Source organism: Parendozoicomonas sp. 2304DJ65-17, from assembly GCF_058148445.1.
Genome location: NZ_JBYVJV010000012.1, coordinates 81,141 through 96,163, shown reverse-complemented (window position 1 = coordinate 96,163; position 15,023 = coordinate 81,141). Strand labels below are relative to the sequence as shown.

At 49.5% G+C, this 15,023-nt stretch carries 11 protein-coding genes; 8 read left to right on the top strand and 3 right to left on the bottom strand.

Features of this window, described 5'->3' with window-relative positions:
• The first annotated feature begins 7 nt into the window (after positions 1–7).
• Positions 8–931, top strand: a complete 924-nt coding sequence (cysM, locus tag ACY2RR_RS22130; RefSeq protein ID WP_490110369.1) for a cysteine synthase CysM — start codon at positions 8–10, stop codon at positions 929–931.
• A 46-nt stretch (positions 932–977) separates the two neighbouring features.
• On the opposite strand, the gene ACY2RR_RS22125 is transcribed toward cysM, so the two are convergent.
• Positions 978–1,790 carry a transporter substrate-binding domain-containing protein gene (locus ACY2RR_RS22125; RefSeq protein WP_490110368.1) on the bottom strand — a complete coding sequence of 271 codons (813 nt, stop codon included), beginning with the start codon at positions 1,788–1,790 and terminating at the stop codon, positions 978–980.
• 283 nt (positions 1,791–2,073) lie between these two features.
• On the opposite strand from ACY2RR_RS22125, the gene ACY2RR_RS22120 reads away from it, so the two are divergent.
• On the top strand, positions 2,074–3,657 hold the full coding sequence (locus tag ACY2RR_RS22120; protein WP_490110367.1) for an alkaline phosphatase: 1,584 nt from the start codon (positions 2,074–2,076) through the stop codon (positions 3,655–3,657).
• Positions 3,658–3,709: 52 nt separating this feature from the next.
• Here ACY2RR_RS22120 and ACY2RR_RS22115 read toward each other — a convergent pair whose 3' ends face one another.
• A complete protein-coding gene (locus ACY2RR_RS22115) occupies positions 3,710–4,477 on the bottom strand; it encodes a substrate-binding periplasmic protein (protein WP_490110366.1) in 768 nt (255 codons plus the stop codon).
• Positions 4,478–4,709: 232 nt separating this feature from the next.
• Here ACY2RR_RS22115 and rlmD point away from each other — a divergent pair, with 232 nt between their 5' ends.
• The 4 genes from rlmD to ACY2RR_RS22095 all read left to right on the top strand — a co-directional run bounded on the left by rlmD (position 4,710) and on the right by ACY2RR_RS22095 (position 10,522).
• On the top strand, positions 4,710–6,077 hold the full coding sequence (rlmD, locus tag ACY2RR_RS22110) for a 23S rRNA (uracil(1939)-C(5))-methyltransferase RlmD (protein WP_490110365.1): 1,368 nt from the start codon (positions 4,710–4,712) through the stop codon (positions 6,075–6,077).
• 71 nt (positions 6,078–6,148) lie between these two features.
• Positions 6,149–8,407, top strand: a complete 2,259-nt coding sequence (gene relA / locus ACY2RR_RS22105) for a GTP diphosphokinase (RefSeq protein WP_490110364.1) — start codon at positions 6,149–6,151, stop codon at positions 8,405–8,407.
• A gap of 57 nt (positions 8,408–8,464) precedes the next feature.
• Complete coding sequence (gene mazG / locus ACY2RR_RS22100; RefSeq protein WP_490110363.1) at positions 8,465–9,280, top strand: nucleoside triphosphate pyrophosphohydrolase; 816 nt, start codon at positions 8,465–8,467, stop codon at positions 9,278–9,280.
• A 306-nt stretch (positions 9,281–9,586) separates the two neighbouring features.
• Entirely contained in the window at positions 9,587–10,522 is a 936-nt protein-coding gene (locus ACY2RR_RS22095) for a helix-turn-helix transcriptional regulator (RefSeq protein ID WP_490110362.1), read from the top strand.
• 44 nt (positions 10,523–10,566) lie between these two features.
• On the opposite strand, the gene trmJ is transcribed toward ACY2RR_RS22095, so the two are convergent.
• Positions 10,567–11,307, bottom strand: a complete 741-nt coding sequence (gene trmJ / locus ACY2RR_RS22090) for a tRNA (cytosine(32)/uridine(32)-2'-O)-methyltransferase TrmJ (protein WP_490110361.1) — start codon at positions 11,305–11,307, stop codon at positions 10,567–10,569.
• A 194-nt stretch (positions 11,308–11,501) separates the two neighbouring features.
• On the opposite strand from trmJ, the gene cydD reads away from it, so the two are divergent.
• Both cydD and cydC read left to right on the top strand, forming a co-directional pair.
• Complete coding sequence (cydD, locus tag ACY2RR_RS22085) at positions 11,502–13,319, top strand: heme ABC transporter permease/ATP-binding protein CydD (protein ID WP_490110360.1); 1,818 nt, start codon at positions 11,502–11,504, stop codon at positions 13,317–13,319.
• A complete protein-coding gene (gene cydC, locus ACY2RR_RS22080; protein ID WP_490110359.1) occupies positions 13,312–15,015 on the top strand; it encodes a heme ABC transporter ATP-binding protein/permease CydC in 1,704 nt (567 codons plus the stop codon). The genes cydD and cydC overlap by 8 nt, the downstream gene beginning before the upstream one ends.
• Positions 15,016–15,023 lie beyond the last annotated feature (8 nt).

The following is a 15,023-nucleotide window of genomic DNA, read 5'->3' as shown; positions in this document are numbered from 1 at the left end:
CACTGGAATGATTCCAAAAGAAGAAAATGATCGCAGTTCACTCTCTTACCCGACTGTTGAGACTCTGATCGGCCATACTCCCCTTGTGCGCTTACAGCGACTGGCGACCACTGACAGAAATAATGTTGTCTTGCTGAAGCTGGAGGGGCAAAACCCTGCAGGTTCTGTAAAAGATCGCCCGGCGCTTTCCATGATTAGAGAGGCTGAGAATCTTGGACGCATCAGCCCTGGGGATAGTTTGATTGAAGCGACCAGTGGTAATACTGGTATTGCTTTGGCAATGGTCGCAGCCATTCGCGGTTACTCCATCAAATTGATTATGCCGGACAATATGAGCGAAGAACGCAAATCGGCCATGACCGCTTATGGGGCTGAGTTGATTCTGGTCTCCAAAGAAGAAGGAATGGAAGGGGCTCGTGATCTTGCTCTGGCAATGGAGAAAAGAGGGGAGGGTGTAGTTCTGGATCAGTTTGGTAACCAGCATAACCCCTTGGCCCATATTCAGGGAACGGGACCTGAAATCTGGGAGCAGACCCAGGGGCAGGTGACACACTTTGTCAGTTCGATGGGGACGACAGGCACGATTATGGGGACTTCTTCATTTTTGAAAAAGAAGAATTCTGATATTGAAATTATCGGTTTACAGCCAGCTGATGGTGCCAGTATTCCTGGTATACGACGTTGGCCGGAAGAATACCTGCCGGCCATTTTTGATGCATCGAAAGTTGATCGAATTATGGATGTTGAGCAGCAGGCAGCAGAGCAAACCATGCGGGCGCTGGCTAAAGAAGAGGGTGTTTTTTGTGGTGTATCGTCAGGAGGTTCTGTATCAGCAGCTCTTGCAATCGATAGGGTTGTGAGGGATGCAACGATAGTGGCGATTGTCTGTGATAGGGGAGATCGCTACCTCTCCACAGGGGTATTTAGCTGAGTAGAAATAACGCCAGGATGAACTCCCGGCGTTTTCATTGGTTCAATTAACTGGCGTTTTCTTCTGCTTCATCAAGGTATTTGCTGTAGAAAACACTCATCAGGTCTTTATCTTCGCGTACACTTTGCAGTGCATCCCACAGTACGGTGCGAGTCTCTTCGCTTAGAGAGCTTTTCCTGGAGAAAGTTAGGTAATAATTCTTCGACTTCAACTTGACCTTTTGAATGGTGTATTTGCCTTTAAAAAACTTGTTGTTTTGGAATTGTTCGGCAATGTTACCCATAAGGGCGGCTGAGCCGGTGTTTAATCGTACCAGGTCAACCAAGGCGCTTCGGTCTGTGGCGAAGCGGTTTTTTATAGGCGCATTTTTCTTTTTTAGATCCTCTGCAATGGAATAAGAGCGAGGTACTCGTACAGGGCCAGGAAGAGTGGCCGGATTTCCATCGTATGTGTAGGAACTGTTGATTGGAGTGACAATAACATAATCAACCAGGCTCATACTGTGTTCCTCAGACTTGCCCTTCTGAGCATCGGCTGGATATTCCATCCACTCGTTTCGCTCATCCTTGTAGGAAGCTCCAAGGATGCCATCAACTTTCCCCTTTTTGGCCATGCGCAGGCAGCGGGACCAGCTGGTAGGGCGAACAACAATGCGTTTTTCAGTTCGTTCGCCAACCTCTTTTATCATGTCAATAAAGACGCCCTCTGCCCGGTAGTCTTTCATCAGAGTGAAAGGAAACCAATAGGAGTTGTCTATGCATAGCTGCACGGTCTCCCTCGGGGATGCTGCCTGTGTCTGTAGGCTGACCAATGAGAAAATAGCTGTTGCGATGACCAAACTGCGACTGCGCCAATACATCCTGAACTCCGTTGGCTTGTTTTTCTTTGTGTCATAAATCTGATACTGGTCAGAGTTATGTTTGTTGGGTTTCTGAAGGGTTGTTATTTCACGTTGAACTCAGCAGACCAAAGCTGAAGGAGCTCATAAAGAGTTGTGAATAAACCCCTTTCTATTGATATTTGTGGTAGGAATCTTCTCAAAAAACTCTATTATCTGTCACTTGTCGTTAGATAAACGGTATGTAAATTCCCGAAAGTCAATGGCACAACTAACAATCACCACCTCTATGAGAACAAATAAAATGGGGTTTAAAAAAAATCTTTGCGCTGTTGCACTGGCAATGGCAGCAACCTCCGGTGCGTTCGCAGAAACCGGTAAAGCGAAAAATGTCATTCTGATGATTGGCGACGGTATGGGGCCACAGCAGCTGAGCATGCTGGAGAGTTACGCCCGCCTGGCACCAAGTTCCATTTATGACAATGGTGAAACGGCTATGACCCGCCTGGTGAATGCCGGCACGATGGGTTTGTCCATGACTTACCCGGACGGTTCTGTGGTGGTTGACTCAGCCAGTTCAGCCAGTCAGCTGGCTACTGGAAAGCTTTCTCCATCGGAAGCTATTGGTCTGGATAAAGACGGAAACCCTGCGGAAACTATTCTGGAAAAAGCTAAGAAAATGGGTAAGGCGACCGGTCTGGTTTCTGATACCCGTTTGACCCATGCGACACCGGCTTCCTTTGCCGCTCACCAGCCACACCGATCCATGGAAAACCAGATTGCCGAAGATATGCTGGCAACTGGTGTGGATGTCATGCTGTCTGGTGGCATTCGCTACTGGATTCCTAAATCTGTTAACGAAAAAGGTGACACCTATAAGCAGGTGGTTGATCTGACTGGTGGCAGCGTCAAGATCAAGTCCAAGCGTAAGGATGAGAAGAACCTGCTTCTGGATGCACAGAAAGCCGGTTACACCCTGGCTTTTAATCGCGATCAGCTGGCAAAAGCCGATGATGACAAGGTGCTTGGTCTGTTTGCTTACTCTGGCATGATGGACGGTATTGCTTACACCAAAACCAAAGACAGCAAAGAGCGCACTCAGCCAACTCTGAAAGAAATGACTGTGAAAGCTTTGGATATTCTCTCTGAAGATAAGGACGGTTTCTTCCTGATGGTTGAAGGTGGCCAGATCGATTGGGCGGCTCACAGCAACGATGCAGCAACCATGCTGCATGAAATGCTGAAGTTTGATGAAGCCGTTGAGGCTGTGTATGAGTGGGCCAGCAAGCGCAATGATACTCTGGTTGTTGTAACTGCGGACCATGAAACCGGTTCGTTTGGTTTCAGTTACTCTGCGGCTAACCTGCCAAAGGCTCAGAAGCTGCCAGGTGAAGGTTTTGCCAAGCGTGATTACAAGCCTAACTTCAACTTCGGTGCTCCAGAAATTCTGGACAACATGTACAAGCAGACCGAAAGCTTCTACGGCATTATGGGCAAGTTCCGTAAGTTGCCAAAAGATCAGCAGACTCCAGCTGCTTTTGCACAGGTTGTGGCCGACACCGGACCTTTCTCAATTAGTGAGAAGCAGGCTGAACGTATTCTCCAGCGTGCACCTAACCCTTACATGACCGAAGGGCACAAGTACCTGGCCAGCAAAACTCTGCCTAAGGTATCTGATTTCCGTGCTTTCTTCGTGTATGGGGATGATATTCACCTGAACCTGCTGGCTCGTGAGCTGGCTGAGCAGCAGAATGTTGTTTGGGGTACAGGAACTCATACAAGTACCCCTGTTGCTGTTATGAGTTACGGCCCTGAAGACGTGATTGAAGCCTTTGATGGTATGAATCATCACACCGATATTGGTCAGAAATTGAAGAACGCTCTGTAAGTCGTTCTACTAATGGAAAGCCCCATCAGTTGCAACAATATGGTGGGGCTTTTTATTTGACTGTTACTTTGGCAATAGCTTTCCAGAATCTATCCTTCTCAGGATTTGTCATCTTGCTGTTACGGGAAAAGGCCAGATAATACTGTTGCTGATAAATCACTTCCGGGTAGATGATGTATTTGTTTTTGAAAAAATCCTGCTGGCTGTAGTGTTCAGCTGATGTTTTCGAAATAACCACGGCCCCTTTCCCTGTGCGTACCAGATCAATTAATGCCACTCTGTCATTCTGGAAACCGGTATCGATATCCAGATCGTATTGCGCCACTTCGTTAGAAAATGAATAGGCATAGGGAATGCGTACAGGCTGAGGGGGAGAAGCGGGCGAATATTTTGATAGATTAATGGAGGAAGGGATGATCAGCATATAGTTGGCACGGCCAAGCATATTTGGAGATTGCTCGGTTTTGCTGGCATCCTCAGGAAAGTGAAAAAGCTTTAGCCTTTCTTCTGTCACTGCTATGGGGAGAATTCCATCAACTTTTCCCTGCAGGGTCTGTCTTAGGCATCGTGGCCAGCTGGTGGGAATAACTCGAACAGAAAAGCCAGAAAGATCGGCTGCCTGTTTCACAATATCTACGAACAGGCCTTTGGCCTTGCCATTGTCAGACATGGTGTAAGGTGGCCAGTCGGATGAGTCTGAACACAGTGTGATCAGCTTTGGCTGAGCCTGCTCTGCAGCCGCAGGCCACACCAACGTGCCAGTTAACAGGAGCACGAGTGGGGGGGATTTGCGGGCAAGAGCTGTTAGGGGTGAGTACATTCGGGTACTCCGCAGCAGTTTCTTTGCGCTAAGTCCATTTGTGGCTGGATCATACAGTTGTGCTGGGTAAAAGGGAGGTTAACCCTTGTTAAAGTGTGAGGTCAGTGGCAAAAATGATAAATAATTAATGAAAAACAGTCACTGTGAAGGTATTGGGTAGTTACCTTTTTCATTACAGAAGCGGCAGAAGACTATACAATGCGGGTCTTTTCTGTCTGTCTGCTTTATTTACATGCAAACCAAGCGTAATCCATCCAATCGTTTCGTCTCCTCCCGCCGAACGCGAAACAGTGCTCGCCAAAGCTCAGGCCCGCTAGAAGTGACGATAGAGTCTCTGACCCATGATGGACGTGGGGTTGCTAGAGATAAAGGCCGGGTAGTGTTTGTAGAGCAGGCTGTGCCCGGTGATGAGGTGTCAGTTCGAATAACTAAGCAGACAACAAAACTGACTGAAGGTGTTATTGCCAGGGTTATTTCTCCTTCCGCAGATCGGGTCAAGCCTCCCTGCCCTTGGTACAGCCGGTGTGGTGGCTGCAATCAGCAACATGTTTCCGGTACCCGATTGTTGGAGATTAAACAGGAGATTGCTCTTGGGCAGCTGAAGCGTTTTGCCTCCTGTGAGCCCGAAACTCTGGAGAAACCTCTGGAAAGTCCTGCCTGGGGCTATCGAACCCGTGCCCGGCTGGCAGTGCGCTGGTGGAACGGTAAACTGCACTTTGGTTTCCGTGCCGCGGGTAGTAAAGATATTGTTGCCATTGAGAGTTGTGGAGTACTGGTATCGGAGCTTTCTGAGCTTTTACCCGTTCTAAGGCAATGCCTTGAACAGAGTAAAAACAAACGGGTTGTTTCGCATATTGAACTGGCTGCGGCAGATAATGGCCATGGTGTATTGCTCAGAACAGTGGCTTCCATGCCGGATGAAGATCGGGAACGGTGGATTGCTCTGGCGCAGGAACAGAATGTGCATCTTTACCTTCAGTCAGAAGCATCGGCCCAGTCACTGACCTGTATCCATGCACCCGATGGTTCAGATCGGTTACGCTACAGCCTCCCAGAGCAAAACATAACACTGGAATACCTGCCGGTTGATTTCACTCAGGTGAACCCGCATATCAATCGTCAGATGGTCTCCCAGGCTTTGGAGTGGCTGGCTCTTGAGGCGCAGGATCAGGTGCTGGATCTGTTCTGTGGAATGGGTAATTTCACCCTGCCACTTGCTCGCCACTGTGGCACGGTTGTGGGAGTTGAAGGTGTTCAGGAACTGGTTGACAGAGGGGAACAGAATGCCCTTCTCAACAGTCTTGATAATATAAGTTTTGCCAGGGCAGACCTGGCGGCAGAACCGGGCCAGAGAGCCTGGCTGAAGAATAAATACAGTGCACTTTTGCTGGACCCGCCCCGAACAGGGGCGCTGGAAATCCTTCAGCTGATGGCTGACAGCCTGCCGGACAGGGTACTCTATGTGTCCTGCAATCCGGCAACGCTGGCGCGTGACGCGGGATATTTAAAAGAGCAAGGGTTTCGTCTGGAGCGTTTTGGCGTTATGGATATGTTCCCCCAGACCACCCATGTTGAGAGTATGGGTCTGTTTACAAGATAAGTGCCCCCTTTTTATCGGGGGAGGGCTCTTAGAGAGCATGGCTGTTTACCAGAGGTTAAAGCTGAATCCTTATGGTTAAGGTTCGTGATGATCACCCGGTCACTCCGGATGGTGCGATTGATATTAATTCCTGGCTGGCGAAGCTGAAAAAACTCGTCACCATCAAGGACGAGCAGGCCGTGCTCGATGCCTGTGAAATGGTTCGCAGCGCAGCAACCGCACCAGGCAAGAACAGTGCCTGGTCTCAGCAGCAGAGTTTGCTGGCTATTGGTCTGCAGATGGCAGACATTCTGGCTGAACTGAAACTGGATCAGTCATCCCTCATTGCTGCCGTGCTCTATCGTGCCGTGCGTGAGCACCGGTTAAATCTTGATGTGGTGGAAAAGCGATTCGGTCGTGAAGTGGCCGAATTGATCAAAGGTGTTCTGGGTATGGCTGTTATCAGTTCCATCCAGAACCCGGCTCGTACACAGGTGCTTGGCCAGCAGCAGGATCAGCTGGAAAAAGTCCGCAAGATGCTGGTTTCCATTGTTGACGATGTGCGGGTTGCCCTGATCAAGCTGGCGGAAAGAACCTGTGCTATTCGGGCGGTAAAACATGCCGACCGTGAACGTCGCCAGCGGGTTGGGCGGGAAGTTTTCGAGATTTATGCGCCACTCGCTCACCGACTTGGTATTGGTTATATCAAGTGGGAGCTGGAAGATCTGGCGTTCCGCTACCTGAAACCTCAGGACTATAAAAAGATTGCCCGTTTGCTGGATGAGCGGCGTATCGATCGTGAACAATATATTCAGGACACCATGGACAGCATCCGCAATGCACTTGCGGCGGAAGGCATCCATGCAGAAGTCAGTGGCAGGGTAAAACACATCTACAGTATCTGGCGGAAGATGAAGCGCAAGGGCGTGGAATTCCGTGAGCTGTATGATATCCGTGCTATGCGGGTGTATGTGGATCAGGTGCAGGAATGTTATGCCGCTCTGGGTATTGTGCATTCTCTCTGGAATCATATTCCTAAAGAGTTCGATGACTATATCGCTACGCCTAAAGAGAACGGTTATCAGTCTCTGCATACTGCCGTGGTAGGGCCGGAAGGTAAAACTCTGGAGGTTCAGATCCGCACCCATGCCATGCATGAAGAAGCGGAGCTGGGAGTGTGTGCCCATTGGAAGTACAAAGGCACAGATACCAAGAACGAAAACGACAGTTACGAAGAAAAACTGAACTGGCTACGTCAGGTGCTGGACTGGCAGGAAGAAATTGGTCAGGGCATGGAAGGCTTGGCAGATCAGTGGCGATTGGATGTGGAGCCGGACCGGGTTTATGTATTCACCCGTGATGGCCATGTTGTTGATTTGCCAGTTGGTGCGACGCCGGTTGATTTCGCTTACCGGGTGCATACAGAAGTGGGCAACAAATGTCGTGGGGCCAAGGTGGCCGGGCGCATTGTTCCCCTGAACAGCACTTTGAAGACCGGTGATCAGGTTGAGATTCTTACTGCCTCCAATGCCGTGCCCAGTCGTGACTGGCTGAACTCAAATCTTGGTTATGTGGGTACTAGCCGTGCACGGGCAAAGATCGTCAGCTGGTTCCGTCGTCAGGACCGGGATTCTAATATTTCCGCCGGTCGCGGCATGCTGGAAGCCGAGCTGAAGCGGATGGGCATTGTCGGGGTGAATTTCGAGAAGCTGGCGGAGTCCATAAAACTTCAGGACGAAGATGAACTGTTTGCCAAGGTGGGTGCCGGTGATCTTCGCACCCTGCAGGTCGTTCACGCCGCCCAGCGTTTGGTAGAGCCGGAAAAAGAAACCGAAACCTTTACCTTTAAGCCGCGCCCGGCGACAACGCATTCCCACAGCGACAGTGATGTTGTTGTAGAAGGTGTGGGCAATCTGATGACCCAGATGGCCAAGTGCTGTCAGCCGGTCCCCGGCGATCCGATTATTGGTTATATCACTATCGGTCGTGGCGTATCTGTACACAGAACCGACTGCACGAACGCTTTACAGCTGAGGGAGCAGGAACCTGACCGGGTGATTGAAGTCAGCTGGGGCCGGGAGCATGAATCAACCTATCCTGTGCGGATTATTATTGATGCTTATGATCGCCCCGGGCTGCTCCGTGATATCACCATCGTGATTGCCAACGAGAAGGTGAATGTGACAGATATGACCACCCACACCAATCCGGCAGACAATATGGCAAAAATGTCGTTTGTGGTGGAGATATCCAGTCTGGAAACCCTCGGCAAGGTACTGGCGAAAATCAACCAGCTGCCCAATGTTCTCGATGCCCATCGGGATCATAAATCTTTGAAAACTCCTGCGTAATCTTCCTGTTGTCCGTCGGTTATATTCATAACCGGCGGGTATCGCTACAATCTTCTGATGAAAAACACTGACTACACACTGGATGACCTGTTGCAGGTTATGGCGCGCTTGCGTGATCCCAAAACCGGTTGCCCCTGGGACAAAGAGCAGACCTTTCGCTCTATTGCTCCTTACACCCTTGAAGAAGCTTATGAAGTTGTTGATGCCATAGAGCGAGACAATATTGCTCATCTGGAAGAAGAGCTGGGCGACCTGCTGTTTCAGGTGGTTTATCACGCGCGTATGGCTGAAGAACAGGGCGCTTTTGATTTTTCTCGGATAGTGCAGGTGTTAGTGGAAAAGCTTGTACGACGCCACCCGCATATTTTTCCTGATGGTTCACTAGCGGAATTAAAGCAAATCAGTGGTCTCTCTTCGGAAGACGTCAGGGAAAGCTGGCAGCAGATAAAATCCCGTGAGAAGTCAGAAAGAAAAGATGTGTCGTTACTCGATAGCGTGCCGACAAACCTTCCCGCGCTTGTGATTGCCCAAAAGCTTCAGGATAAGGCCGCCAGAGTCAATTTCGATTGGCCGGATGTTCGACCGGTTATTGCCAAGCTGAAAGAAGAAATTGCTGAGATTGAAGAAGCTATTGATCAGAACGACCAGAAAGCGGTTGCTTCAGAAGTGGGAGACTTCCTGTTCGCTACCACTAATCTTGCCCGTCATTTGAAAGTTGATGCTGAGCAGTCAGTGCGTGGTTGCAATCAAAAGTTTCGAGCTCGTTTTGCTTTTATCGAAGCGCAGGTAAAAGCCAAAGGGTTGAAAGTGGAAGAGTGTTCTCTTGAACAATTGGATCACTTTTGGGATGAAGCTAAGAAGAATGGTCTTTAACCACCATTTTTATCAGTATTTATGTCGGGCGGTATGACAGTTTTAATATGTGGTCTGTCCAATTTCTGCAGTTTTTACGTAAAGCCTCTTTTTTATTCCCCAAAAACAAGGCATTTCTTGGCTTAAGACAATGTTTTTGTTTGTGCCTAGTTCAGTATGGAACACGCTACAGAACTTTGGTGCTTTATCTGAGTGAGTTGTACACACCCTAATAAGTCTAAATGTCACAGATAGGCAACATGGAGCAAGCAGCCAAGAATATGACCTCAGGTCAATCGCAGTGATGGAATAAAAAGGGCAGTACCTATGCTGGAAAATTTCGGATCTTACCTGAAAAAACGGCGCAAGGAAGCCGGCCTGACCCAGGATCGGCTGGCCATGGCTTTGTCATGTTACTCCTCGGTGTTATCCGGGATTGATTCGGTAACAATCAGCCGTTGGGAGCGGGCAACTACGGAGCCGACAGGGGAACGGCAACGTCAGGTGATTGCTTATTTTCATGATGATGTAGAGAAAATTTTCCCATTCCGCTCCAGTCGGTCGCAGATCCTGACACCGGATCAGTCTATGGAGTACCTGACCCGTCATTACCTTAACTCTCCAAAACTTGGACACAAGGTGGGTACATTTCCTGAACTGGAGGGATGCCAGTACCGGTTAGAAAAACTGAGTGCTGATCCAGAGCATCATCGATTTCTGGATATGATCATCGAATATGATGATGCGATTTACGAAAGTGCGGTACCAATAGACAGGGATCGTATGGCGGGATGGATTAACCGCTGTAATCGATTGAGCCTGGTGTGCTGCAAACATTCTCACTACTTCGGCCATGTGATCGCATTGCCTTTGAAAGAAGAAGTGTTCTGGCAATTGATTCAGGGGAAGCGTGAAGAAGCTTCCATCTCCCTAGATGATGTTGTTGCACCTCACGAACCACATTGCTTGTATGTTTACTCTTTGTACGGCGCAAGTCGTTTGGCGGCCGGGCGGTTGATTATGGAAATCATCTGCTATCTGGGTCGTCACTACGATCATGTGAATTATATCGGTGGACTCTGCGCAACCAGTGACGGCACTCGGCTGGCTCGATCTTTCCACCTTGAACCTTATGAAGTTGGTCCTTCCACCCCCCATGGTGCAGTGCGTTATCAGGGTCGGGAAGTGAAGTTTGTGACCTACGCCGCACAGCTGGCTCATATTCTGGAAGATCCAGGCCTGCGCAAGCTGCTTCCTTCCTGATAATGAAAACCGGTAGCAGTTTTTTGTTACCGGTTTTTTGTCTGTTATTCGTTCTCTTCCTTTACCGCCGCGTTTTGCCGAATACGGCTCAGCATGCCTCTTAAGATATTCATCTCTTCCTGCTCAGGTCGGGCACGGTTAAAGAGCCTGCGCAGTTTGGTCATAATCTTGCCCGGATGCTGGCGGATAATAAAATTGATATCCCCCAGCGCCAGTTCCAGCTGTTCATAAAACTGTTCCATCTGGCGGGTATCTGGATAAGTTATCTGTTCTTCTTCTGAAACTTCTCGACCTGATTGCTCAATACATGCCTGACGAATCTCATAACAAAGAATCTGGATGGCGGAAGCTACGTTCAGAACCGGATAATCTGGGTTGGCATCAATGGATACATGGAAGTGACACTGCTGCAGCTCTTCGTTGGTCATGCCTGATGTCTCCTGCCCAAACACTAGAGCTACTTCTCCAGTACGGGCTTCATTCACCAGCTTTTCTCCACACTGGCGACTGGTCAGCATCGGCCAGGGAAAGCTACGGCTGCGGGCAGAGGTGCCAATCACCAGATTACAACCATCAATAGCTTCTTCCAGTGAGCTGACAACTTCCACCTTGTCCAGCATATCTGCCGCCCCGGCAGCCATGGTTTCTGCATCGTCATGGGGCCACTGATTGGGCTCAACCAGAACCAGACGGGAAAGCCCCATGGTTTTCATGGCTCGCAGGGCGGAACCAATATTGCCAGGGTGCCAGGTTCGAAGCATGACGATACGGATGGAATCAAGCATGGGAGAGAGTCACAGGATCAATGAAATGCCGGGATTATATCGTGAAAGTCGCTGGCCTGTGATCAGGCAGCGTCTGCCCTCTGGATATAAGTTGTTATGGCTTCGGTTTTTGCATAATCAAGCTGGGTTGATTGGTGTTTGGTGCGTACAATACGTAGCAGTTTTTTCATATTAACAGCTAAGTGTGGTAGTGAATGCACAAGGATCGGGAACAGGTATTGCAGTCCTGGCTCCAGCTCCGTCAGGCAGCAGTCCGGCCTTTAATCGGGCGGACTGTGGCTTTTGGATTTGGTCAGTATGTATTTGTTGTTTTTCAGGCTGCACTTCTGGCCTGGATTATTGATCAGGCAGTGATGAACAGTGCTGCCATCTCAGAACTTCTTACTCCTTTTATTTTATTAATTATCAGTGCCTTAGGGCGAGCGTGGTGTGCTCGCGAGCGAGAGCTGGCAGGTCAGAAAGCTGGTGCCCAGCTCAGGCAGCAATTGCGAGGAGAGATTCTCGATAAGGTTTCAGCAACAGGACCTGCCATCTTGGCAGATAAACAGGCAGGAAGCTGGCTGACCCTGCTTATGGAGCAGGTAGACAAACTCCACGATTATTACGGCCGTTATCTTCCGCAGATGAAGCTGGTGCGCATGCTGCCGGTGATGACAGTTCTGCTGGTATTTCCTTTCAGTTGGGCTGTGGCAGTTATTCTTCTGCTGACTGCCCCGTTGATTGTCCTATTTATGATCTTTGTGGGGAACCGGGCTGCGGCGGCCAGCCAGCGCAATGTGCAGGCATTGTCCCGATTAAGTGCCCACTTTCTGGATCGGTTGCAGGGACTTTCCACCCTGAAACTGTTCGATCAAAGCCAGAAGGAAAAGCAGGCCATTGCTTCAGCGGCAGAGTCTTTCCGTGAAAAAACTATGCAGGTGCTGAGGCTGGCGTTTCTCTCCTCAACGGTACTGGAATTCTTCACCGCCATATCTATTGCCATGACCGCGGTTTACCTCGGTATGAACTATCTCGGTTATATGGATTTCGGCATTTGGGGAGAGCAACTCACATTGTTTACTGGGTTATTTCTGCTGTTGCTGGCGCCAGAGTATTACCTTCCCCTGCGGGAGTTAGGCACTCATTACCATGCCAAGGCCGATGCTATTGGTGCGGCAGATGATATTGAAGCGTTCCTGAGTCAGAAATCATCTCTTGAACATACCGGGGTAACTATTTGTCCTGAGCAAGCGGCAGCCAGTATTTCATTCCAGAATGTCTCGGTCGTTACGGCGAGCGGTCGCCGTATTCTCAATAATGTTTCTTTTGATGTGGTGACTGGTGAACAGCTGGCCATTATTGGCGAATCCGGAGCCGGTAAAACCACGCTTCTCAATGTGCTGCTTGGGTTTATGCCTTACGAAGGCACAGTGCTTATTAATGGCATTTCACTGAAGGAACTGACTATTGATAGCTGGCGTCAGCAGGTTTCCTGGTTGGGGCAGAATCCGCAGCTGTTCCATGGTTCTTTGCGGGAAAACATTACTCTGGCCGATCCTGATGCCAGCGATGCCTGCATCGAAGAGATAGTAAAAACTGCCCATATTCATGAGTTTCTTGAGCGTTTACCGAGCGGGTTAAACAGCCCGATTGGTGATGCTTCAGCCGGGCTTTCTGTCGGTCAGGCTCAGCGTGTGGCATTGGCCCGGGCATTATTGAAATCGTTCCAGCTGTTGATTCTTGATGAGCCGACTGCAAGCCTTGATTCCCATAGCGCCGGAATTGTCAGTAATGCTGTTGATCAGGCAGCATCTGGACGAACCATTGTCACTGTCAGTCATCGTCCAGAAAGCCTGACCAACGTTGACCGGATTCTTATGCTGAAAAGCGGCAGTGTTGCTGCTTTCGGTTCAAAAGCAGAGTTGCTTGAAACCAGTCCGGATTTTCGAGAATTGAGTGAATACTGGCAACAGTTGTCCAGGCTGGAAAAGGGTGAACTGGAAGTCGATGAGCTGGAGGTGGCCCATGTCTAACAGTTTGCTGCAGGCTTTTCGTGATCTCTGGCCTTATCTGAAACTTACCGGGCGCTATGGTGGCCGTTTTGGTATTGGTTACCTGTTGTCTTTAGCGACTCTGGTGGCGAGTGTTGGACTATTGGCTCTGTCCGGCTGGTTTATTACCGCAACAGCATTGGCTGGGCTGACGGTTGCCACTGCTCAGGCTTTTAACTTCTTTACTCCCGGTGCTGCTGTTCGAGGGTTTTCCATTGCCCGCACAGCTGGTCGCTATGGCGAACGTCTGGTTACACATGATGCAACATTTCGGTTGTTGGCAGGATTGCGAGTCTGGTTTTTTGAAAAGGTTGAGCCGCTGGCTCCTGCCGGGCTCAGAAACTTCCGGCAGGGGGATCTTCTGAATCGGCTGGTGGCGGATATTGATACTCTCGATGGTTTGTATTTGCGTCTGCTTAGTCCGCTATTGCTGGCTGTGACCGGGAGTGTGGCACTGATTACTCTCAGTGTTGTTTTTGCCAGTGGCACCAGTGCTTTTTTAAGCATTGTGCTGGCAGGTATTGTTTTGATTCTTCCGGGTTTGTTTTACCGGCTTGGCAGAGAGTCTGGCGATAGTCTGGTAAAAACACGCAGTGTTTTAAGAACCCGGCTGCTGGATTTTGTTTCTGGTCAAACTGAACTGCATCTGTCCGGGGCAACAGCTCGATACCGGGAAAGTATTGAACAGGCAGAAGCCCAGACATTTGCAGATGAAAACAGTATTGCCCGAGTTACGGGCTTATCCCTGTTTCTTATTACCTTGCTTACAGGCGTAACAGTTGCCGGAGTTTTATGGCTTGGTATCAATGATATGCAAGCTACTTCTCTGGAAGGACCTTTGGTGGTTATGCTGGTACTGGCAACAATGGCAGCTTTTGAAGCAATTATGCCATTGCCCGGAGCTTTCCAGATGTTGGGGCAGACTCGCCGCTCTGCGGTGCGACTGTCGGAAGTAGCAGAACAGAAACCTGTTGTTGTTTTTCCTGAGCAATCGTCGAGCGAAGAAGTTGATCTTCTCTCAAAAGGCCGGTTGGACATACAGGGTGTCGGCTTCAGCTATCCGACCAGTGATTCAGTGCTCAATAATTTTAGTCTGACACTCGAACCGGGCGAACGAGTTGCGCTGGTTGGGCCGACTGGATGTGGCAAATCGACCCTTCTGCAGTTATTAACCCGGGACTGGCCCTGTGAAGGTTCCATTTCTCTTAATGGACAATTGCTGGAAAGCTATTCAGAAGCTGATTTGCGCCGCCAGATGGCGGTGATGCCTCAGCGTATACACATGTTCAGTGCAACTCTGCGGGATAACCTGCTAATGGCCTGCACACCTGCAATAGATAAGCCCAGTGATGAAACCCTGCTGGAAGTACTGGAACAGGTTGGTTTGAATCACCTTGCGCCAGAACATGAGTTGCTGGATATCTGGTTTGGTGCTGCCGGTCAGTCTCTTTCCGGTGGTGAATTGCGCCGTATAGGTTTAGCCAGAGTCCTACTGAGATTGCGCGATCCTGATTGTCGGTTAGTTCTTTTGGATGAACCTACAGAAGGCTTAGATCCAGAAACGGAAGGGCGAATGATTGCGGTGCTGAATGAAGAGCTACTGGGGAAAACGTTGTTGATGGTGACCCATCGCCCGGCAGCTCTGGAACTGGTTGAACGAGTGGTAAAACTCACTTGAGCGTTTTA